The 21,509-nt window shown below is 62.9% G+C and carries 21 protein-coding genes; 10 read left to right on the top strand and 11 right to left on the bottom strand.

Features of this window, described 5'->3' with window-relative positions; all coding sequences use genetic code 11:
- Positions 1-19: 19 nt before the first annotated feature.
- The 4 genes from BVU17_05840 to BVU17_05825 form a co-directional block, all read right to left on the bottom strand.
- The gene (locus BVU17_05840) at positions 20-199 is read right to left on the bottom strand and encodes a hypothetical protein (protein AUG47070.1); all 180 of its coding nucleotides are present in this window, start codon (positions 197-199) and stop codon (positions 20-22) included.
- Positions 200-320: 121 nt separating this feature from the next.
- The gene (locus BVU17_05835; GenBank protein AUG47069.1) at positions 321-776 is read right to left on the bottom strand and encodes a hypothetical protein; all 456 of its coding nucleotides are present in this window, start codon (positions 774-776) and stop codon (positions 321-323) included.
- Between the two features lie 111 nt (positions 777-887).
- The gene (locus tag BVU17_05830) at positions 888-1,331 is read right to left on the bottom strand and encodes an acyl-CoA thioesterase (protein AUG47068.1); all 444 of its coding nucleotides are present in this window, start codon (positions 1,329-1,331) and stop codon (positions 888-890) included.
- Positions 1,332-1,388: 57 nt separating this feature from the next.
- Positions 1,389-1,664 carry a PadR family transcriptional regulator gene (locus BVU17_05825; GenBank protein ID AUG47067.1) on the bottom strand — a complete coding sequence of 92 codons (276 nt, stop codon included), beginning with the start codon at positions 1,662-1,664 and terminating at the stop codon, positions 1,389-1,391.
- A gap of 247 nt (positions 1,665-1,911) precedes the next feature.
- On the opposite strand from BVU17_05825, the gene BVU17_05820 reads away from it, so the two are divergent.
- The 3 genes from BVU17_05820 to BVU17_05810 are packed head-to-tail and all read left to right on the top strand — an operon-like array spanning position 1,912 to position 5,179.
- Positions 1,912-3,444 (top strand): conjugal transfer protein TraB, encoded by a 1,533-nt coding sequence (locus BVU17_05820; protein AUG47066.1) that lies wholly within the window; start codon positions 1,912-1,914, stop codon positions 3,442-3,444.
- Entirely contained in the window at positions 3,444-4,118 is a 675-nt protein-coding gene (locus BVU17_05815; protein AUG47065.1) for a metalloprotease, read from the top strand. Before BVU17_05820 ends, BVU17_05815 begins: the two co-directional genes overlap by 1 nt.
- A gap of 53 nt (positions 4,119-4,171) precedes the next feature.
- Complete coding sequence (locus tag BVU17_05810) at positions 4,172-5,179, top strand: phosphoribosylformylglycinamidine cyclo-ligase (protein ID AUG47064.1); 1,008 nt, start codon at positions 4,172-4,174, stop codon at positions 5,177-5,179.
- Between the two features lie 29 nt (positions 5,180-5,208).
- On the opposite strand, the gene BVU17_05805 is transcribed toward BVU17_05810, so the two are convergent.
- From BVU17_05805 to BVU17_05795, 3 genes are all read right to left on the bottom strand, one after another.
- Positions 5,209-5,388 carry a hypothetical protein gene (locus tag BVU17_05805; GenBank protein ID AUG47063.1) on the bottom strand — a complete coding sequence of 60 codons (180 nt, stop codon included), beginning with the start codon at positions 5,386-5,388 and terminating at the stop codon, positions 5,209-5,211.
- An 86-nt stretch (positions 5,389-5,474) separates the two neighbouring features.
- Positions 5,475-6,017, bottom strand: a complete 543-nt coding sequence (locus BVU17_05800; GenBank protein AUG47062.1) for a transcriptional regulator — start codon at positions 6,015-6,017, stop codon at positions 5,475-5,477.
- 70 nt (positions 6,018-6,087) lie between these two features.
- On the bottom strand, positions 6,088-6,459 hold the full coding sequence (locus BVU17_05795; protein AUG47061.1) for a hypothetical protein: 372 nt from the start codon (positions 6,457-6,459) through the stop codon (positions 6,088-6,090).
- Positions 6,460-6,993: 534 nt separating this feature from the next.
- Here BVU17_05795 and BVU17_05790 point away from each other — a divergent pair.
- From BVU17_05790 to BVU17_05775, 4 genes are all read left to right on the top strand, one after another.
- Entirely contained in the window at positions 6,994-7,716 is a 723-nt protein-coding gene (locus BVU17_05790; protein ID AUG47060.1) for a proteasome endopeptidase complex, archaeal, beta subunit, read from the top strand.
- Between the two features lie 131 nt (positions 7,717-7,847).
- A complete protein-coding gene (locus BVU17_05785) occupies positions 7,848-9,215 on the top strand; it encodes a phosphomannomutase (protein ID AUG47059.1) in 1,368 nt (455 codons plus the stop codon).
- 59 nt (positions 9,216-9,274) lie between these two features.
- Positions 9,275-9,661, top strand: coding sequence for a cytidine deaminase (locus BVU17_05780; GenBank protein AUG47058.1), 387 nt, complete (start codon positions 9,275-9,277; stop codon positions 9,659-9,661).
- Entirely contained in the window at positions 9,658-10,482 is an 825-nt protein-coding gene (locus BVU17_05775) for a uridine phosphorylase (protein AUG47057.1), read from the top strand. Before BVU17_05780 ends, BVU17_05775 begins: the two co-directional genes overlap by 4 nt.
- Before the next feature lie 233 nt (positions 10,483-10,715).
- On the opposite strand, the gene BVU17_05770 is transcribed toward BVU17_05775, so the two are convergent.
- Complete coding sequence (locus BVU17_05770; protein ID AUG47056.1) at positions 10,716-11,885, bottom strand: NADH dehydrogenase; 1,170 nt, start codon at positions 11,883-11,885, stop codon at positions 10,716-10,718.
- Between the two features lie 144 nt (positions 11,886-12,029).
- Positions 12,030-12,563, bottom strand: a complete 534-nt coding sequence (locus BVU17_05765) for a TrmB family transcriptional regulator (protein AUG47055.1) — start codon at positions 12,561-12,563, stop codon at positions 12,030-12,032.
- A gap of 110 nt (positions 12,564-12,673) precedes the next feature.
- On the opposite strand from BVU17_05765, the gene BVU17_05760 reads away from it, so the two are divergent.
- Both BVU17_05760 and BVU17_05755 read left to right on the top strand, forming a co-directional pair.
- Positions 12,674-13,591 (top strand): nucleoside-diphosphate sugar epimerase, encoded by a 918-nt coding sequence (locus BVU17_05760; protein AUG47054.1) that lies wholly within the window; start codon positions 12,674-12,676, stop codon positions 13,589-13,591.
- A 62-nt stretch (positions 13,592-13,653) separates the two neighbouring features.
- Positions 13,654-14,568: an arginase gene (locus tag BVU17_05755; protein AUG47053.1), complete on the top strand. Its 915-nt coding sequence runs from the start codon at positions 13,654-13,656 to the stop codon at positions 14,566-14,568.
- Positions 14,569-14,607: 39 nt separating this feature from the next.
- Here BVU17_05755 and BVU17_05750 read toward each other — a convergent pair whose 3' ends face one another.
- Both BVU17_05750 and BVU17_05745 read right to left on the bottom strand, forming a co-directional pair.
- Positions 14,608-17,055: a DNA gyrase subunit A gene (locus BVU17_05750; protein AUG48841.1), complete on the bottom strand. Its 2,448-nt coding sequence runs from the start codon at positions 17,053-17,055 to the stop codon at positions 14,608-14,610.
- Positions 17,052-18,980: a DNA topoisomerase (ATP-hydrolyzing) subunit B gene (locus tag BVU17_05745; GenBank protein AUG47052.1), complete on the bottom strand. Its 1,929-nt coding sequence runs from the start codon at positions 18,978-18,980 to the stop codon at positions 17,052-17,054. Before BVU17_05745 ends, BVU17_05750 begins: the two co-directional genes overlap by 4 nt.
- A 138-nt stretch (positions 18,981-19,118) precedes the next feature.
- Here BVU17_05745 and BVU17_05740 point away from each other — a divergent pair, with 138 nt between their 5' ends.
- Complete coding sequence (locus BVU17_05740; protein ID AUG47051.1) at positions 19,119-21,509, top strand: DNA topoisomerase VI subunit B; 2,391 nt, start codon at positions 19,119-19,121, stop codon at positions 21,507-21,509.

The raw sequence follows: 21,509 nt of genomic DNA, 5'->3' as shown, positions 1-21,509 counted from the left end.
GGAGCAGCGGGCGGCGAACTCACTCGGCCAGCGGATTGAACGTGCCGTTGATATCCCACTCGTGGAGACAGTGTGGGTCGCCAGATTGCTTGGTGCCGTCGTCAGTGACGATACGCCAGCTGTGTTGGTCCGGGTCCCACTCGTCGACCCGCCCACACCGCTCACACTCGCGTTTGCGTGGGGTGACGATTTCAGCCATATCTGGTCCAAGCGCGTGGGTCGTTATCAGGCTGCCGGTCCCTGACCGGTCTTCGGGACGAGTCAGAGCCGACAGCGTTGGAGTGCCACACCGGCACTGACGACAGCAACCGCTACCGCGCTCAAAAGTCCGGGAGGTCGTCCGCGCTGACTTCTTCCGCTTCCCAGTCAATGTACTCGTCGGCCAGTACCTCACAGACGACCTGTCCGAACTCGGTCAGGCCGGCGTTGATACCCGAGACCGTCCCCCAGGAGTCGATGCCCGGATGGGTCTCCCGCTCGCGCCAGTCCTCGGGCAAGCCCGGTGCGTGGTAGCCGACGCGACCTGCGAAGGAGTCCCAGAAGAAATCGAACTCCTCGATGAGTCCCAGGTCGGTGACGATTTGCCACTGGTCGGCATCGAGCGACGCGTCCGCGGCCCATTCTTCGAACGCGTCGGCCCACGCGCCGTCGTCAAGGGCCTCGGCGAGTTCCTCGCGCCGGTATTCGTCGCCCTGTACGTCCGCATCGTCGTACTCATCGGCAGCGACGCCGGTAGACAGCGCCGGCCGCTCCGGCGTCTCAACATCGAGTGTCATAGTCGTGGTACGTGGCGGAGCCGAATAAAGCTCATACTGTTGGCTGTCCCGTCGTGACGGTACGGTAGTCGTCGCTCCGAGGTGACAGTGTGGTAATTGCAGCAGACAGTATCAGCGGTTCGCTTCCCCGTCGAGGGCGCGCTGTCGCAGTTGTTCACCACGGTCAGTCTCGGTCGCCACGTCGGGTACGAGAACCGGGTTCCGGTCCTCGTCGACCGCGACGTACACCGAGTACGACTCAGCGGTCGATTCAGTCTCGCCGGTTCTGATGTTCTCTCGGGCGGCCCGGAGCCGAACTTTGACACTCGTCTCGCCAGCGTCGTAGACAAACGCCTCAATAAGAGCCGTGTCACCGACAGGGATGGGTCGCTTGAAGTTTACCTGGTCCATCCGCGCGGTGACACAGGTTTCACCGGCAAAGCGCATCGCCGACATCGCCCCGAGTTCGTCCATCCATTTCAGGACGTTTCCCCCGTGGGTTGAACCCAGATGATTCGAGTGGTTGGGCTGGACCATCCAGCGGTTCTCGATATAGGTTTCCAGTACCGTTGGCATGGCCCGAGGTTGGCCAGCACTTGGGTTGAGTCTGTCGAACGGGCTTCGAAAACGTGGCTACGCCGAAACGTACTGTGCTTCCCACTCTTTCCGGGCGTCAAGTTCGCGCTGGCCGCGCTTGGTCAGCGTGTAAAAGTTCGTTCGGCGGTCGCGTTCGCCCTTCTCGATGAGTGCCTTCTCGACGAGCGTGTCAAGGTTCGGATACAGCCGGCCGTGGTTGACCTCGCTTTCGTAGTAGTTTTCGAGCTCTTCCTTGATTGCTAACCCGTGGGGCTCGTCAAGGCCTGCAATGACGTACAGCAGGTCCCGCTGGAATCCAGTCAGGTCATACATCGTATATCCGATACAGTTTGACTCTATACATATCAGTCTTTTGAATCAGCAAATCTATTACGTATTTACAGATGCCGTCACCGTCCAGTAGTTACCACGGCATCTCTGGCTGTATTAACACGAGAGTCGGTAATAGCTTCGCCCCGTGGCGGGAACATACAATGCCACAAACATGATTTCGGTCGGTGTTTCAGCGTAGTCACCTGGACCCGACAAGGGTAAGGGAAGCGGATGTGTAACGCGGGTGATGACCGAACACGCGGAGTCGGCGGCAGACGAGTTCCCGGAACCGTCGGGGGCGGGACGCGTAGATGTCGTCGGAACCGCTCACGTTTCCGAGCACAGCGTCAGGGAAGTGGAATCAGCGATTGAGGACTCCGAGCCCGATATCGTCGCCGTCGAACTGGACGAGGGTCGGTATCGCCAGATCAAAGGCGAAACGCCTGACGACCTCGATGCGAGCGACCTCCTGCGCGGGAACACCGTCTTTCAGTTCCTCGCGTACTGGATGCTGTCGTACATCCAGACCAGACTGGGCGACCGGTTCGACATCGAGCCGGGTGCGGATATGAAAGCGGGCATCGACACCGCCGAACGGCTCGGCCTCGGCGTCGCACTCGTCGACCGGGATATTCAGACGACCGTCCAGCGGTTCTGGGCGCGGCTGACGGCCGTCGAGAAGCTCAAGCTCGTCGGCAGTCTCGCGGCCGAGATGGGGCCGCCGTTGACCGTCGGGCTGACTGTCGGCGCTGTCTTCGGCGGGCTGTTTGCGGTCGTCGCCGGGGCCTTCGGCGGTCCGTTTATTGTCCCGAGTGGGGCGCTCTCGGGGGTTCTGCCGGGCGGTCTCGGCGGGACCGTCGAGGGCTTGCTCGATACGCTGTTGCTCATCTGTGTTGCCGCGGCCGGTCTCGGAATCCCTATCGCCGCACTGCTGGTCCAGTTCCGCGGCGAGGCCGACGTTGAGGAGTTCGACATGGAGAAACTGACGGATACCGACGTGGTCAGCGCGATGATGGAGGAGTTCCGTCAGTTTTCTCCCGGCGGCGCGGAGGCGCTCATCGACGAACGCGATGCGTTCATTGCACACAGACTTATCGCCCTCCGCGAGGCCGGCTATCACGTCCTCGCCGTTGTGGGTGCTGGCCACCGTGAGGGCATCGAGAACTATCTCGACAATCCGGAGACGCTCCCGCCGATGGAGTCGCTCACCGGCACCGAGGGGGGCCGTCGTGTGTCGCTGTACAAGCTCGTCGGCTACGGCTTCGGGGTCGTCTTTCTCGTCTTCTTTGGCCTGCTCATCCTCGGCGGCGCGAGCCAGGCGGTACTGCTGGAGCTTTTCGTCGCCTTGGTCGCCGTCAACGCCGTGCTGGCCGGCGGGCTGGCGAAGGTGGCCGGCGCACACTGGTCGAGTGCGGCCGCCGCCGGTGCCTTCGGCTGGCTGACCAGCCTGTTCCCGCTGCTCGCGGCCGGCTGGTTCGCGGGCTACGTCGAACTCCGGTACATCTCCGTCAACATCAGCGACATCGCGACGCTCAACGAGATACTCAACGACCAGGAGTCGCCGGTCATGGACCTCGTCAGCCGGATGCGTGCGGTGCCACTGTTCCGGCTGATTCTCGTCGTCGCGCTGACGAACGTCGGCAGCGCCATCGCGTCGTACGTCGTTTTCCCGGTGTTGATCCCGTACATCTCGTCGGACATCGGCGGAATGCAGGGCGTCTCGCGCCTGCTCTGGCAGGGCGTCCGCGAAGGAACGCAGATACTCGTGGGGGTCCTCTGATGGCGGGTCGACGACGGCGAACCGCTGCGGGTCGGACCATCGGCGGCCTCAGCTTCAGCCAGCGCGAACTCCGGGACCTTCTCGTCGCCTGGCTCGCGCTCGGGCTGGCGTTCACGTTCTTCCTTGAACGGGAGTTCCGGCGCATCGTCTTCGGCCAGTTCGGCGGCCTCTCGGGTGCCGAAATCGCCAGCACGTTCGCAGTCAGTCTGCTCACCGTCGGTGTCGGCTTCCTGCTACACGAACTGGCTCACAAGGTTGTCGCCGTCCGCTTCGGCCAGATAGCCGCGTTCAAGGCCGACTACCGGATGCTCGGGTTCGCGGTCCTGGGCGGTCTCGTCGGCTTCCTGTTTGCCGCGCCGGGTGCGGTCGTCCACCGCGGCCGCCTGACGGCCAAGCAACACGGCCTCATCGCCGTCGCCGGGCCGGTGACGAACCTCGCGCTCGCCGCCGTCTTCCTCGTCCCGTTCGTCGCGGCGCTACTGTCGGGCACGGGCGGTTTCCTCTGGGAAGTCGCGCAGATGGGCCTGCAGATCAATCTCCTGCTCGCCGGCTTCAACATGCTGCCCTTCGGCCCGCTCGACGGCCGAACGGTCCGAGAATGGAGCACGCCGGTGTTTCTCGTCGTGGCGATTCCGTCGATTCTGCTCGGTGTCGGCGCGCTGTTTGTCCTCTAAGCCGCCTCCGCCGGAACGACGCTCTTTTGCCCGCGCCACGCGCGCTCTCGGGTATGACCGACAGCGAGTCCGCGGACGACACCGAGGGCGAGGAGGGACTGACCTACGCAGAAACCGGTGTGGACATCGACGCCAGCGAGGCAGCGACGAAGGCGCTCATCGGCGCGGCCGGCGAGTTCGAGGGCGACTACGCCGGGCTGGTCGACATCGGCGACCAGTACCTCGCGCTCGCGACGGACGGCGTCGGCACGAAACTCCTCGTCGCCGAGGCCATCGACGACTACTCGACTATCGGCATCGACTGCATCGCGATGAACGCCAACGACCTCATCGCGGCCGGCGTCGAGCCGGTGGCGTTCGTCGACTACCTCGCGGTCGAGACGCCGGACGAGGAGACGAGCGAGGACATCGGCGCGGGGCTCCGAACAGGGGCCGAGCGGGCCGACGTGGCGCTCGTGGGTGGCGAAACTGCCGTGATGCCGGACGTGATTAAGGGGCTGGACATCGCCGGGACCTGCGCCGGACTGGCACCGAAAAACGCCGTCTTCCCCGGCGAGGCCGAGCCCGGCGACGCGATCGTCGGCTGGCCCTCCTCGGGCATCCACTCCAACGGGCTCACGCTGGCGCGCGAGGCGGTCACGCGCGACCACGAGTACGACGACCCGTTCCCGCCGAACCCCGACAGGACCATCGCCGAGGAACTGCTGACGCCAACACGGATCTACAGCGAGGTGCTGGCCCCGCTCCGGGCCAGCGAGACCCATGCGGCCGCACACGTCACCGGCGGCGGCTGGACGAACCTCACGCGGATGGGGAGCTACCGGTACGAGATTACGGATCCCTTCGAGGCCCAGCCCGTCTTCGAGTTCGTTCAAGCGGAAGGCGAGGTCTCTGACGAGGAGATGCACCGGACGTTCAACATGGGGACCGGGTTCGTCGCCGCAGTGTCCGAGGCCGATGCTGCGGCAATCGTCAACGACAGCGAGGACGCGCGCGTCATCGGCAAAGTGACTGACGGGGACGAGGCGGTCTCGATTCGCGGCCTCGGACTTACCGAGTGAGCGGCGCGACGGATGCCCATCGGGCGCGTTCAGGCTGACAGGATGTCTTTGCCGGCGGTCTCCTCCGCAATCCGAATCTGGAGTGCTTGGCGGATATGGTATCTGGCCGCTTCAGTTTCGGCGGTTTCGAGTGCCTTTTCGAGTTCGGCGTACAGTGGGTCGCTGGGATTGGCCATGTGAATACGTCTATCGTTGGTGAGAATAGACATATACCCCTGACACTGTTTTCGGTAGTAAGCCCCTCCTACGGGGAGTACGGGCCCACTATCCCTATTCGCGTTTGTGAGAATCAGAGTTAGCTGACCGTACGCGCGATGTCTGCTTCGGTTATGACACCGATAGTTTCTCCACCTTCAACGACCATCACAGCCGCATTATGGTTCAAGTAAGCGTCGACTTCGTCGATGGGTGCGTCTGGCTCAACGGTTGCGATAGATTCGTTCATCACTTCAGCCACTGGAAGGTCGCCGACGTTCTCCTCGGGCCGCTGACGGATATCGGAGTTGCCGATGAGGCCCTGCGGGGCCCCATCCCGGATGACGGGGACCTGTGAGTACCCCTTCTCGTCCATCACGTCTTTCGTCTGGTGGACGGAATCGTCGGGCGCAACGCCAACGACAGGCGAGTTCATCAGGTCGCGGGCTTTGATAATGCCGCCCTCGGCCTCTTCGAGAGCAGTCACGATGCGACGGAGTGTCGACAGCCGCGGGTCCACGTCACCACCTTCGATACGAGCGATAAGGGGTTGGGAGACGTCAGCCCGCTCCGCCAGTTCACTCTGGGTCAGCCCGAGTTCGTTGCGGCGTTCCCGCAGGTCCTGTGGCGTCGGTAAGTCCATATCCGCTAATTACCAGAGGTAATATAAAAAGCCCACGGCTACCACGGCAAGCGAATCAAGGTGGGTTTAGTTATGCCTCGGCTTCGGCTTCGTCCTCGTCGGCCTCGGTCTCAAATACCTCAACGACTTTCAGCGGGACATCCCGGAGTGCACCGCCGATTTCGCTTTTGGCGATCCGCTGTGCGTGTTCCGGGGATTCGGCGTTGAACACATCCATCTCGAGTACCAGTCCGACGAGCGCCGTGTCGGCCGCAATGAACGCCGAGTCGAACGGTTCGCCACAGGCCGGGCAGCCGGTCGCGCCGACCTCGACCTCGACGTAGTCCATCTCGGCCTCGTTGAGCCGCTTCCCCGCTTCGCTTACTGCGACACCGATAGCGTCGTCGATGTCGTCTACATCACGAACCAGCCAGGCTGCTTCCATCGCCACGAGGTAGTTCATACATTAGCTCTCGTGGCCCGACTATTCGATAGTTTTGATTCGCTTCTGTTGCGCACGTCACCGTTACTATCTCTATAACTTATGCAAACCAGCCGTCTGACTCATCCCCCCATTATATCTGTTCAGAGAGTTGTCCAGTCGGTTGCTCGTCTTCTCGGGCGTTTGAGTAAACCGCAGGACTGCGGCCCATCAGTTCTTCATAATCGATAATTCTTGACTGAAATGTGGCAGCAAGACTTATATACAAGTCTCTCTCTGAAACGACCGAGGAAGATGGTAGCTCGACTGTACACCGCAACGCTGTTCGCACTGTATCAACTTACCCTGCTCCTGGGCATCGTGCTGCTACCGGTAGCGATGCTCACGGAGCGGTTCGGACTCCGACTGCCGATGGACCGGGCCGTGTCAGGACTCAACGAGGCCTACGATCAGGCGAGCGCGTAAGACGGGACAGCCGACTGAGCCTACCGACGGTTGCGGTCAGGCTCATCAGGAAAAGAGGTTTTATCAGCGCCCGACTAGTACCCCACAGTAATGCGAGATATGACTCCGGGGCCGGATCTTTCTGGACCCCAGGCTGCTGACGAGTTCCAGAGCGACCCGTACGCACCCGAAGTCGGCGAGCTCCCCGCACAGTCCACACAGGATTCAGAGAAGGTGAACAAGACCGGAACGACCACTATCGGTATCAGCACGTCCGAGGGCGTCGTCATCGCGACGGACATGCGCGCCTCGCTTGGCGGTCGCTTCGTCTCGAACAAGAACGTCCAGAAAGTCGAACAGATTCACCCTACGGCGGCGCTGACCCTCGTTGGGAGCGTCGGCGGCGCACAGTCGTTCATCCGGACGCTTCGCGCGGAGGTCAATCTCTATGAGGCACGCCGCGGTGAGGATATCAGCATGAAGGCGCTTTCGACGCTGGCAGGTAACTTCGCCCGCGGCGGCCCCTTCTTCGCTATCAACCCTATCCTCGGCGGCGTCGACGACGACGGCAACCACGTCTACTCCATCGACCCGGCCGGCGGCGTCATGAAGGACGACTACACTGTCACCGGCTCCGGGCTCACCGTCGCGTACGGGACACTCGAAGACCGCTACGAGGAAGAGATGACAAACGAAGAGGCAAAAGAAGTCGCTGCCGCCTCGATCAACGCCGCCGCCGAGCGTGACACCGGCTCTGGTAACGGTATTTACCTCGCCGATGTCACTGCCGACGGCGTCGACATCAACGGCTACGATTTCGACGAACTGCTGTAATCGGCTTTTCCAGTCTCTTTTCGACCGCTTGTCTCCGACGCTAACCACAGTTCTCGACCAGCCGTCCACGGGGCGTCTCTGAACTGACGTGCGAACGAGAGAATTATACGGTCGGCTTCCGCATCGCCGGTATGGAACTGTTCGGGACCGCGGGGATCCGCGGTGATGTTGTATCGAAGGTGACGCCGGACCTTGCACTGCGAGTCGGACAGGCGGCTGGGCAGGACGGCGAGACGTTCGTGCTTGGGTACGACGGGCGCGTGACCTCGCCAGCGCTCGCTGATGCGACGGCCGCGGGACTGCAAAGCGCCGGCGCGCGAGTCGTCAGAATCGGCCGCGTGCCGACGCCGGCGCTGGCCTACGCCTCGCAGGGCCGCCACGGGGTGATGATCACCGCGAGCCACAACCCGCCGACGGACAACGGCATCAAGGTGTTCGCCGACGGCACCGAGTACGGCGACGACGACGAGACGCGAATCGAAGGGCGAATCGAGGATGGTTCGACGCCGACGGCCTGGCGCGACTGGGGCGACACAGAGTCGGTCGACTACCTCGACGAGTATCGGAGCGCTGTCGCCGACTACGCTGAATCGCTCGGCGGTGACCCGTCTGGACTGACAGTCGCCGTCGACTGCGGGAACGGGATGGCCAGCGTGGCGACGCCGCAGGTGCTCCGGGAGCTGGGGGCCGACGTGCTGGCGACGGAGGCAAACGTTGACGGAACCTTCCCCGGCCGCGAGAGCAAACCCACGCCGGAGACGCTGGCCGATTTCCGCGAGTTCGTCGCCGAATCCGACGCCGACTTCGGGTTCGGTCACGACGGCGACGCCGACCGTATCGTCGTCGTCGATGCCGACGGCGATGTCATCCACGAGGACACGATACTCGCGATGCTGGCCGAACACTACACGCGTGCCGCGGACGTTTCTGACCCAGTCGTCGTGACGACGCCCAACGCCTCCGGCCGCATCGACGAACGGGTCGAGGCTGCCGGCGGCCGCGTCGAACGCATCCACCTTGGTTCCCTCCACGTCGGAATCGCTGACGTTCGCGCGGACGCGACCGATGAAACCGAAGTCGTCTTCGCCGCAGAACCATGGAAACACATCCATACCGCCTTCGGTGGCTGGATAGACGGCGTGGCCAGTGCGGCCGTGCTGACGCGTCTGTTCGCCGAACAGAGCGTCGCTGACAGGCGAGCCGTCATCTCTGAACGGCCGTACGAGAAGGTGAGCGTTGAGTGTCCCGACGATGCCAAGGTCGAGACGATGGCCCGACTCGAATCCAGCCTGCCGGACGCGTTCCCCGAAGCGGATGTCTCGACCGAGTACGGCGTCCGGCTCTCCTTCGACGACGGGTCGTGGACGCTCGTCCGCCCGAGCGGCACCGAGCCGTACGTCCGGGTGTACGCAGAGAGCGACGACATCGACGCGCTGGTCGCCGACACCACACAGGCGGTCCGCGACGCCGTCGAGGCCGTCAGCGCCGCCGACGCCTGACACCACCGACCGCTATAGAGACCGACAGAATTTCTACACGGCCCTGCGACGCCCAGTGCATGGAGGATCTCCTCGACGCAGCGCGAGATGCTATCGACGAGGCGTACGCGCCGTACTCGGAGTACACCGTCGGCGCAGCGCTGGAAACGAGTGACGGTAGCGTCTACACCGGCTGTAACATCGAGAACGCGAACTACAGTAACAGCTTACATGCCGAAGAAGTAGCCATCGGCGCGGCTGTCAGCGACGGGCACCAGTCGTTCGAGCGTGTTGCCGTCACCTCGGGCAAACGCGACGGCGTCACTCCCTGTGGGATGTGCCGCCAGACGTTCAGCGAGTTCTGTGACGAGTCGTTCGAGATCATCACCGACGGCGACGAGCCGACGGTGTACGAACTCGGGGAGCTCCTGCCGACGACAATCACCAGCGACCATCTCGACAAATGACAAGCGATAGTGAAGACCCGAACGACGACGTACAGTACCATCTGGAAGTGAGCGAGGCCGACGTGGCCGACAGCGTCCTACTGCCGGGGAACCCCGAGCGCGTGGAAAAGGTCGTCGACTACTGGGACGACCACGACATCGTGGCTGAACACCGCGAGTACCGCACGGCCACGGGCACCCACGACGGCACGCCCATCTCGGTAACTTCGACCGGTATCGGCGGCCCGTCGGCCGCAATCGCGCTCGAAGAACTTGCCCGTGTCGGCGCGGACTCGTTCATCCGGGTCGGCTCCTGCGGGGCCATCCAGGAGGACGCCAGCATCGGCGACCTCGTCATCACCACCGGCGCGGTGCGACAGGAGGGGACCAGCAAGGAGTACGTCCGCGAGGACTATCCAGCCAGTGCCGACCACCGGGTCGTCTCGGCGCTCGTCGCCGCCGCCGAGGAACTCGACTACGACTACCACCTCGGCGTCACCTGCTCGACAGACAGTTTTTACGCCGGGCAGTCACGCCCCGGCTTCAAGGACTTCGAGGCCAGCGGCAGCGACGAGCGCATCGCGGCGCTGCAAGAGGCCGGCGTCCTCAACTTCGAGATGGAGGCCGCGACGATTCTCACGCTCGCGAACCTGTACGGACTGCGGGCCGGCGCTGTCTGTACGGTGTACGCCAACCGAGTCACCGGCGAGTTCCGAACCGAAGGCGAGCGCAAAGCGGCGAAATGCGCCAGCCTCGCCGTGTCGTATCTGGCCGAGATGGACGCCGCTGTCGAGGAAGCCGATGCCGACAGCTGGCACGCCGGTCTGTCTATTGACCGCTAGTCCGATTTCCAATCGCTGCTAATCGGGACTGGATGCTATTGCAGAAACAGTGCGGCAGCGGCAAATGCTGTGTAGTAGCGGTGCAGTCCGGCAGAAACAGCATACCGCGCGAGCGGAACGAAGCGCGGTTTCCCCGGACTCGCCACCTCGCGGCGAGTCCGGCCTTGTTCGCCCACGTTTTTCAAGGAGTGGTTCGCGCTATCAGCGCGAACCCGACGCTGAAAAAGGTGGTCTCACATGTCGGGCCAGGCCTTGGCGGCCCGACCAACGCCGGTCACGTCGTTGATCCAGCGGGCGGCAATCGCCTTTTTCAGCAGTTTCGCCGGCAGCCCGCCAAACGTCTCAACTGGGACGTTCACCACGTCGTGGGCAACGGCTTTCTCGCCGACCGAAACAACCGTCCCTTTGTCCTTGTGGGTCCAGGTCTTTAGCGGCTGGCCGCGGGCGGCGCGAGCGAGGTTCTCGCCGGCCACCTCGGCGGCCTGCCAGGCGGCCTGAGCGGTCGGTGGCGCGGGCTGGTCGCCCGGCTGGTCGATCAGCGCCGAGTCGCCGATGGCGAAGACCCGTTCGTCCTCCGTCTGGAAGTTCCCCTCAGCGTGGACGCGGTGGTTGCGCTCGTCCTTGTCCAGATCCACATCCTGCATGCAATCCCGGCCGGTGATGCCGCCGGTCCAGACCAGCACGTCGTAGTCCAGTTCGTCCTCGTCGCCGATGTATACGGTCTCCTCGTCGACCTCGCCGATGAACTCACCGCACTTGATGTTCACGTCGGCGGCTTCCAAGCGCTTGCGCAGCGCGCCCTGGAGTTCCGGGTCGCTGTTGGGCAGCACCTGGTCGAGGCCCTCGACGAGGTGGATGTCGATGGGCGCGTTGTGTTCGTCGCGGAACTCGGCGACCTCGCCGGCGGTCTGGATGCCCGAGAGGCCAGCGCCGCCGATGACGACCTGCGCGGGGTCGTTGGTCGAGGCTTCGCGAGCGGCCTGCTGGATGTTGTCGTGGATATTGAGGGCGTCGTCGAGGCTCTTGAGCGTCAGAGCGTGCTCTTCGAGCCCGTCAATACCGAAGAATGCGGTCTGGGAACCCAGCCCGACCAGCAGGTAGTCGTACTCGACAGCAGCGGAGTCGGCGAGGGCGACCTCCCGAGCGTCGGTGTCGATGCCGACGACCTCGTCCTGAATGAAGGCGGTCGAGGGCTGCTTGATCTCGTGAACAGGGATAGCGATGTTCTCCTGAACACTCGGGTCCCGAATGCACCGATGAGACTCGTGCAAGACCAGATGATAGTCCGTCTCAGAAACCCACGTGACATCAACGTCCGTCTCACCGTCTAACTCGTCCTCTAAACTCTTTATCGCCCCCGCGCCGGCATACCCCGACCCGAGCACGACCACGTTCTCTGTCATACCGAGGACTCCGAAACCAACTGATACAAACCCTTTGAAATCCCTCTCAGCGGGGACAGGATTCTCCCGTGAGACTCGCCGCCATGCAAAATGATGCGATCCCGGTGACCGCAGGAAAACAATTCAAAAGACCAGTGACACGGACTAGTGTTCCGGCTCGCCCGCCGGTGCCCGCATATCGTCGATAGCGAGGATGAGTTTGTTGTTGGTGTCGTCCTTCCCTTCGAGGGTCCCGATAATCTGGAGCTTCGACAGCGGCGTCGGACCGACTGTCACTGAGTCACCCTCGTGGAATTCGGACATCGTGCCCTGCAGCTGGATCTCCGCACGGCACTCCTCGGGGTGGTGGACGCTGGTCAGGTCAATCTCTTCGACGTTTGAATGTTCGACAAGCTCGCCGTTGTGCCGAAGCGGGACCTCCGCGGCCTGGTCCATGTCCTGGATCTGGAGCGCGTCGTAGGCGTTGGCGGTGGGCTTGTACCCTCCCTTGGGGCCGGGGACGCCCTCGACAAGCTGCAGGGCTTTGAGACTCTGCATCTGGTTGCGAATCGTACCGGGATTTCGGTCGACCTTCTCGGCAATATCCTCGCCTTTGACAGCGCTTTCACTTTCCCGATAGAGATTTACCAGTTCCTGCAGAATGTTCTTTTGACTGGGTGTCAGTTCGATAGATGACATAATGTCCTGTTCGGTACAGCCGTCCTTAAATGCGACGGTAAACCGTCTGGAACCGTCTTAGAATCGCGGAAAACGTTAGTACTTTATTGCATCGCTGACCTGACATAGATATGGAAGATAATCGCGTTTTGGTGACCGGCGGTGGGGGGTTTATCGGGGCAAACCTCGCGAACAAACTGGCCGAAAACAACGACGTTGTCGCCCTGGATGACGGCTACCTCGGTACGCCGGAAAACGTATCAGAAGACGTAGAGTACGTCGAGAAGAGTGTCCTCGATGACGACCTGCCGACTGACGTGGACGTGGTGTTTCACCTCGCAGCGCTCTCCTCCTACGCGATGCATGAGGACAACCCGACCCACGGCGCTCGCGTGAACGTCGAGGGGTTCGTCAACACTGTCGAGCAGGCCCGGGACGACGGCTGTGACACCGTTGTCTACGCCTCCACTTCCTCCATCTACGGCAGCCGGACCGACCCGTCGCCAGAGGACATGGACGTGACGGTCAACACCGGCTACGAGGCCTCGAAGATGGCCCGGGAGACGTACGCGGAGTACTTCCAGAACCACTACGACCTGACACTGGCCGGGATGCGCTTTTTCTCGGTGTATCAGGGCTACGGCGGCGCAGAGGAACACAAAGGGGAGTACGCCAACGTCATCGCGCAGTTCGCCGACGACCTGGCAAGCGGTGACGCACCGAAGCTGTACGGTGACGGCGAGCAGACCCGGGATTTCACCCACGTCGACGACATCGTCCGCGGGCTTGTTCTGGCCGCCGAACACGAACTAAACGGCGTGTACAACCTCGGTACCGGCGAGGCCTACGACTTTAACACGGTCGTCGAAATGCTGAACGATGAACTGGGAACGGACATCGAACCGGACTACGTCGAGAACCCGATCCCTGAGGACGTGTACGTCCACGACACCTGTGCTGACTTCTCGAAGATGCACGAGGCGACAGGCTGGGAACCTGAGATACGTTTTGAAGAGGGTATCGAACTGGTCTGTGCGCCCTACACGTAGGGACCGCTGAATATCGCTTGCCCAACGCTGGGTCTTTATTCGCCGCCCGTGGAGGCGACGGTATGCAACAACAGGTTCGTGTCCTCGGCGTCCCAATGGACCTCGGGGCCGACCGGCGTGGCGTCGACATGGGGCCGTCAGCGATACGGTACGGCGGCCTCGCTGACCAGCTGACAGATATCGGGATCGATTGCGTCGACGGCGGCGACATCGCCGTGCCGCGGCCGGAGGAACGCGACCCCGACGCCGGCGGCCTGAAAAGCGGTCACGCGAAGTTTTTCAGGGAGACGAAGGAAGTCTGTGAGGACGTGACGACGGCGGTCGATGCGACGCGCAGGGAAGGCCGGTTCCCGCTCGTTCTGGGTGGCGACCACTCGATCGGTATCGGAACCATGGCCGGCGCAGCCAGCGACGACGAGGAGTTGGGCGTCATCTGGTTCGACGCCCACGGTGATTTCAACACACCGGAGACAACACCCAGCGGAAACATCCACGGGATGTCGCTGGCGGCCGTCCTCGGTCTCGGTGTGTTCTCCGACCACGAGTGGGCGCACACGCCGGCCGTGAGCGAGGAAAACGTTGTCATCGTCGGGCTGCGAGACGTGGACGACAGGGAACGTCGGCTGATCGAAGACAGCGATATCACGGCGTACACGATGTCGGATATCGACGCCCGAAGCGCGCCGGAGATCGTCGACGAGGCACTGGACATCGCGACTGACGGGACGGACGGGATACACGTCTCGCTCGACCTCGACTGGCTCGACCCGACGGAAGCGCCCGGCGTCGGGACGCCGGTTCGGGGCGGCGTCTCCTACCGCGAGGCCCACATCGCGATGGAATACGTCGCTGAACAGCATGACCAGCTGCGCTCGATGGAGATGGTCGAGGTGAACCCGATTCTCGACGAACACAACCGCACTGCGGAACTGGCCTGTGAGCTCGTCGCCAGCGCCTTTGGCAAGCGCGTACTGTAACTGCGACGGGGTCGCCGAAAACAGCGCGGCCGGAACCCGCTACTCGTCGGTGACAGCAGGAACGACCGTCACGCTCGCCACGCGGTCGTCGTCTTCGAGTCCCATAATCGTCACACCCTTCGTGTTCCGACCGACCTGGGACACGTCGCCGGCGCGGATACGCATGATCTGGCCCTGTTCGGACATGATGACCAGATGGTCCTCGTCGGTGACCGCCTTGGCCGTCGACACCCGACCGTTGCGGTCGTCGGTCTTGATGTCGATGAGCCCCTTGCCGTACCGGGACTGCGTGCGGTACTCGTCGAGTTTGGTCCGCTTTCCGAAGCCGTGTTTCGTGACGGTCAGCAGCGACCGGGGGTCGTCGTCGTCAGTGGCGACCATCGCCGCGACCTTGTCGTCGCCCTGTAGTTTGATGCCGTTGACACCGCGTGCTGAACGGCCCATCTCGCTGACCTCACTCTCGCTGAAGCGGATTGTCATCCCCGCCTCCGTGGCGATGACGAGGTCGCCGGTGCCGTCAGTGACATCGACGTCGATGAGTTCGTCGCCGTCTTCGAGTTTGGCGGCGATGATTCCCGTCGAGAGGATGTTTTCAAACTCCGAACAGCAGGTCCGCTTGACGTAGCCGTTCCGGGTCACCATCGTGATACACTCGTCGTCGCCGAATTCGTCGGTCGAGACGACGGCGGTCAGTTCTTCGCCGTTGTCCAGGTCGATGAGATTGATAGCAGACTTGCCCCGCGCCGTCCGGGACATCTCTGGAATCTCGTAGGTCTTGAGCCGGTAGACCTGGCCCTGATTGGTGAAACAGAGCAGGTAGTCGTGGCTGTTGGCCCGGAACACCTTCGAGACACGGTCGTTCTCCTTGGGATCGGCCCCGATTATCCCTTTGCCGCCGCGATTCTGGGGGTCGAAGTTCTCGACCGGCATCCGCTTGATGTAGTCGTCTTCGGTGATGATGACGACGCAGTCTTCTTCCGGGATGAGGTCCTCGTGAGTGACCTGCCCCTCGTCCTCAATGATACTCGTTCGGCGGTCGTCGTCGTACTCGTCTTTGACTTCCTGGAGTTCGTCAGCGATGACGCTGTCGAGCTTCTCGCGGCTGTTGAGGACGGATTCGAGGTAGTCGATCGTGTCCTGTACGTCTTCGTACTCGTCTTCGATTTCGGCCGCTTCCATCGAGGTGAGCGAGCCGAGTTGCATCCGGACGATGTGAGCGGCCTGCTCTTCGGAGAACTCGAAGGACTCCTGCAGACCGGCCCGAGCGGCATCGCGGTCCTCGCTGTCGCGGATCAGTTCGACCACGTCCTCGACGTTGTTCAGGGCCTTCAGCCGGCCTTCGAGGATGTGGGCGCGCTCCTCTGCCTCGGCGAGGTCGTACTCGGAGCGCCGACGGACGACTTCGCGGCGGTGGTCGATGTAGTGCTGGAGGCTCTCTTTCAGCGAGAGGACCTTCGGCTGACCGTCGACCAGCGCGAGGTTGATAACGCCGAAGGTGGATTCCAGATGATGGTCGAGCAGCCGGTTCTCGACCACGTCGATGTTTGCCCCACGCTTGAGTTCGACGACGATGCGGACGCCGTTGCGGTCGGACTCGTCGCGCAGGTCCGAGATGCCCTCGATTTTCCCCTCGTTCACGTCGTCGGCGATTCGCTCGACGACGCGGGCCTTATTCTCCTGATAGGGGAGTTCACTGATGACGATGCGACCCTCCTCGGGGTCGACCTCGTACTCTGCGCGAACCCGCAAACGGCCCCGGCCGGTCGCGTACGCCGAGTAGATGGCATCGCGGCCAACAATGTTGCCGCCGGTCGGGAAGTCCGGCCCCTTGACATGCTCCATCAGGTCCTCAACGGTGGCGTCGGGGTTTTCCAGCAGGTGGACCGTCGCGTCGACCAGTTCGCCGAGGTTGTGCGGCGGGATGTTGGTCGACATGCCGACGGCAATCCCGGACGACCCGTTGAGCAGGAGGTTCGGGACCTTCGACGGCAGCACGTCGGGTTCCTGCAGGCGGTCGTCGTAGTTGCTGGAGAAATCGACTGTGTCTTTTTCGATGTCTTCAAGCAGTTCCTCGGCGATGGGCGCCATCCGCGCCTCCGTGTACCGCATGGCGGCCGCCGGGTCGCCGTCCATCGAGCCGAAGTTCCCCTGGCCGTCTATCAACGGATACCGCATCGAGAAGTCCTGTGCCATCCGGACGAGCGTGTCGTAGATGGCCGAGTCGCCGTGTGGGTGGTAGTCACCCATCGTGTCCCCGACAATCGAGGAGGACTTCCGGTGGGCGGTGTTCGAGGAGACGCCCATCTCGTGCATCGCATAGAGGATACGCCGATGAACGGGTTTGAGCCCGTCCCGAACGTCTGGGAGCGCCCGACCCGCGATGACCGACATCGCGTAGTCGATGTAGGACTGCTCCATCTCGTCCTCGATGCGGACGTGCTTGATCTGCTCTGCCGGGGCGTTAGCGTCGTTAGCGTCGGAACTCATATGTCGACCCACTCCGCTTCAGGCGAGTGCTCCTTGATAAACTCCTTGCGCGGTTCGACGGCGTCGCCCATCAGGATATTGAACATCTTGTCCGCGGCTGCGGCGTCCTCGATGGTTATCTGCTTGAGAATCCGGTTGTCGGGGTTCATCGTCGTCTCCCAGAGCTGGTCGGGGTTCATCTCACCGAGGCCCTTGAACCGCTGGACCTGCGTGGGGTTCCCGTCACACTTCTCCTCGATGATTGTGTCGCGCTCCGCGTCCGTCATCGCGTCGTAGGTGTTCCCGCGGTAGCGAATCCGGTACAGGGGCGGCTGGGAGGCGTACACGTAGCCTGCTTCCAGCAGCGGCTTCATGTGCCGATAGAACAGCGTCAACAGGAGCGTCCGGATGTGTGCTCCGTCGACGTCCGCGTCCGTCATCAGGATTATTTTTTCGTAACGCAGGTCGTCGATGTCGAACTCGTCGCCGATACCGGTCCCCAGCGCGGTGATGAGGTTCCGTATCTCGTTGTTCTCAAGAATCCGGTCTAGCCGGTGTTTCTCGACGTTCAGAATCTTCCCCTTGATCGGGAGGATGGCCTGGAAATCCGGGTTGCGGCCCTGTTTGGCGCTGCCACCCGCGGAGTCACCCTCGGCGATGAACAGTTCGGCTTCCTCGGGGTCCCGCGTCTGGCAGTCGGCCAGCTTTCCGGGCAGTGCGGTCGAGTCGAGCGCAGACTTCCGGCGGGTGAGTTCCTCGGCCTTCTGTGCGGCCTTCCGTGCCTTCGCGGCCTCGACGGCCTTGCCGACGATGGCTTCGGCCGTGTCGGGATTTTCCTCGAAGAAGGTCGCAAGTCCGTCGTGCATCGCCGATTCGACGATGCCGCGGACCTCGCTGTTGCCGAGCTTGGTCTTGGTCTGCCCTTCAAACTGTGGGTCAGGGTGTTTAACAGAAATGACAGCCGTCAGCCCTTCGCGGATGTCGTCGCCTTTGAGTGTATCATCCAGATCTTTCAGCAGATTATTGTCGGTCGCGTAGTCGTTGACCACCCGTGTCAGCGAGGTTTTGAATCCTGTGAGGTGTGTCCCGCCCTCGCGCGTGTTGATATTGTTGGCGAAGGCGTGAATCGAACCCTGCAGGTCGTCGGTCCCCTGCATGGCGATTTCGACCTGGACCGGCCCTTCCGCGATCTCCTCTTCGTCCTCGAAGTAAATGATATCTCGGTGGAGCGGGTCCTTTGTCTCGTTCAGATACTCGACGAACTCGCGGATACCGCCGTCGTAGGCGAACGTCTCCGTGTCACCGTCGCGTTCATCGTGGATAGAGATGGCGACACCGGAGTTGAGGAAGGCGAGTTCGCGTAGTCGAGACGACAGCGTCGAGAACTTGAACTCGCCGGTCTCGAAGATTTCGTCGTCCGGCCAGAACCGGACCGTCGTGCCCGTCTCCTCATCGGGTTCGAGGTCGCGGACCTTCTTGAGGTCGTACTCCGGTTTACCGTGGTCGAAGCGCTGCTTCCAGAGCGCGCCGTCGCGCCTGACTTCGACTTCAAGCCACTTCGAGAGGGCGTTGACGACGCTCACACCGACCCCGTGGAGACCCCCAGAGACCTGGTAGGACTTGTTGTCGAATTTCCCACCAGCGTGGAGAATCGTCATTACGACCTCGACGGCCGGACGGCCGTGTTCTTCGTGGGTATCGACGGGGATTCCCCGCCCGTCGTCGCTGACAGAGACGGAGCCGTCGTCGTGAATCGTTACGTCGATGTTGTCACAGTAGCCGGCGAGCGCCTCGTCGATCGCGTTGTCGACCACCTCGTAGACGAGATGATGGAGGCCACGAGCGTCCGTCGACCCGATATACATCGCGGGTCGCTTCTGGACGGCTTCCAGCCCTTCGAGGGTCTGGATCGACTTTGCGCCGTACTCATCAGACTCTCCTGACATAGGAACTTACCAGTTCTAATAGAGGGGCACGTATAAAGCTCCCGCACGCGCGCGGGGCCGCGGTTTCGGGGACAGCGTTCACTTTCACTCCGGTGGCGATTACCTTTTAACCCCGACGCGGGTACGTACCGCACGACAATGACCTCGTATCAGTCGCGACTCGGCGAGGGCGAGGGGATCGCCGAGGAGTTGGCCGAATCCCAGCGGGCCATCTCCATCGCCGAGTTCTTCGAGAAGAACAAACACATGCTGGGCTTCGACTCGGAGGCCCGGGCGCTCGTCACGGCCGTCAAGGAAGCCGTCGACAACGCGCTCGACGCCTGCGAGGAGGCCGGTATCCTCCCCGATATCTACGTCGAGATTCAGGAGGCCGGGGATTACTACCGGCTGGTCGTCGAGGACAACGGGCCCGGTATCACGAAAGAGCAGGCCCCGAAAATCTTCGGAAAGCTCCTCTATGGCTCCCGCTTTCACGCCAGAGAGCAGAACCGCGGCCAGCAGGGGATCGGAATCTCTGCGGCGGTCCTCTACTCGCAACTGACCTCCGGCAAGCCCGCGAAGATAACCTCCCGGCCGAAGGGCCAGGACGAGGCACAGTACTTCGAACTCATCGTCGACACGGACACCAACGAACCCGAGATCAGCGTCGACGAGACGACGACGTGGGAGCGCCCTCACGGGACCCGGATCGAACTGGAGATGGAGGCCAACATGCGCGCCCGCTCGACGCTGCGGGACTACATCCAGGACACCGCCGTCGTCAACCCTCACGCCCGCATCGAGTTCGACGAACCGGGGCTGGACGAGTCCCTGAAGTTCGAGCGCGCGGAAGGTGCGGACCTTCCCGACGAGACCGAAGAAATCCGCCCGCACCCCCACGGCGTCGAACTCGGGACCCTGCTGAAGATGCTCGAAGCCACCGACTCCTACTCCGTCTCGGGGTTCATGCAGGAGGAGTTCACCCGCGTGGGCGGCAAGACCGCCGACAGCGTCATCGCGAACTTCAACGACCGCCACTACGGCCGCGGCATGGCCTGGCAGCCGCCGAAAGTCGGCGAGGACGCGGACATCGAGGCCGCTGTCGAGGACGCCGTGGCGAACAAAGGCGCTGAAACCACGGCGACCTTCGCCGCCGCCGTTTCCGAGGCGATTCACGACCGCGCCCGGGTCGCGTACCACGAGGTCGAAGCCATCGTCGATTCGGCGGCCGAAGACGCCGAGGCCGACGGCGACACGACGTTCGGCGCGACAGTTCGAGAAAACGCCGTCGAGGCCGCTTGGGATGCCGTCAGTGATACCCTGTCGAGCGACCTCTACACCCTCATTGACGACGTAACGACGAAACGCAAAGACGACGCGGTAATCGAGGGGCTGGCGAGCCGGTTGGCCGACAAGTTCGCCGACGAGGGCCGCCACCGACTGACCCGCGACGAACTCCGGGAGTACGTCGACCGCGCGGCCGACATGACCGAGAAGCAGGACGACGCCACCTTCGGCGAGACGGCCCGCGAGAACGTGCTGGAGGTACTCTGGACCGCGGCCGTGAACATCCCGGAGGACCCGCCGAAGGTAGACGACATCGCCGCCGACCGCGATACTGCGAGTCAGTTGCTGTCGGCGATGCGCGAGACGGACATCATCGCGCCGCCGACGGACTGTCTCTCCCCCATCAGCGCGGAACTCGTCGAGGAAGGCCTCCGGAAGGAGTTCGACGCGGACTTCTACGCCGCCTCGACGCGTGACGCGTCAGTCCACGGCGGCGACCCGTTCATCGTCGAGGCCGGCATCGCCTACGGCGGCGAACTGGAGGCCGAGGGCAGCGTCGACGTGATGCGTTTCGCCAACCGCGTACCGCTGGTGTACCAGCGCGGTGCCTGTGCGACGACGGACGTGGTGAAGTCAATCCGCTGGCGCAACTACAACCTCGACCAGCCCGGCGGCTCCGGCATCCCGAAGGGGCCGGCTGTCATCATGGTCCACGTCGCCTCGACGAACGTGCCCTTCACCAGTGAGTCCAAGGACGCCATCGCCAACGTCCCGGAGATGGAAGACGAAATCGAACTCGCCATCCGGGAGGCCGCCCGCGAGCTCAAGAGCTACCTGAACAAGCGCCAGTCGATGCAACAGCGCCGCGAGAAACAGGACAAACTGGCGACCATCCTGCCGGAGATGGCCGAGAAGCTCACCGAAGTGACCGGCAACGACGACCTGCACATCGACGACTCGCTGGCCCGCATCATGAACAACGTGCTCGTCGAGCGCGAAATCGAGGACGGCACCGTCCGCGTGACCGTCGAGAACAACGACGACACGAACGCCGACATCGACCTGACCGACATCGTCACCGCCGAGCCACAGGACACGAACGGCGCGACCGTCGTCGAGATGGACGGCGAGTGGTTCGTCAAGTGGTCGCCGACGGTGGCGGCCGGCGAGACCGCTGTTCTCGAATACAGCGTCCCCGACGAGGCCGAGTTCACCGTCTCGGTCGACGGCGTCGAAGAGGAGAAACTCACGGTGAACGCCTGA

It is taken from the genome of Haloarcula taiwanensis (assembly GCA_002844335.1).
Taxonomy (GTDB): Archaea; Halobacteriota; Halobacteria; order Halobacteriales; family Haloarculaceae; genus Haloarcula; species Haloarcula taiwanensis.
Note: the sequence above shows the minus strand (reverse complement) of the source record. Positions and strands in the feature narration are given on the sequence as shown.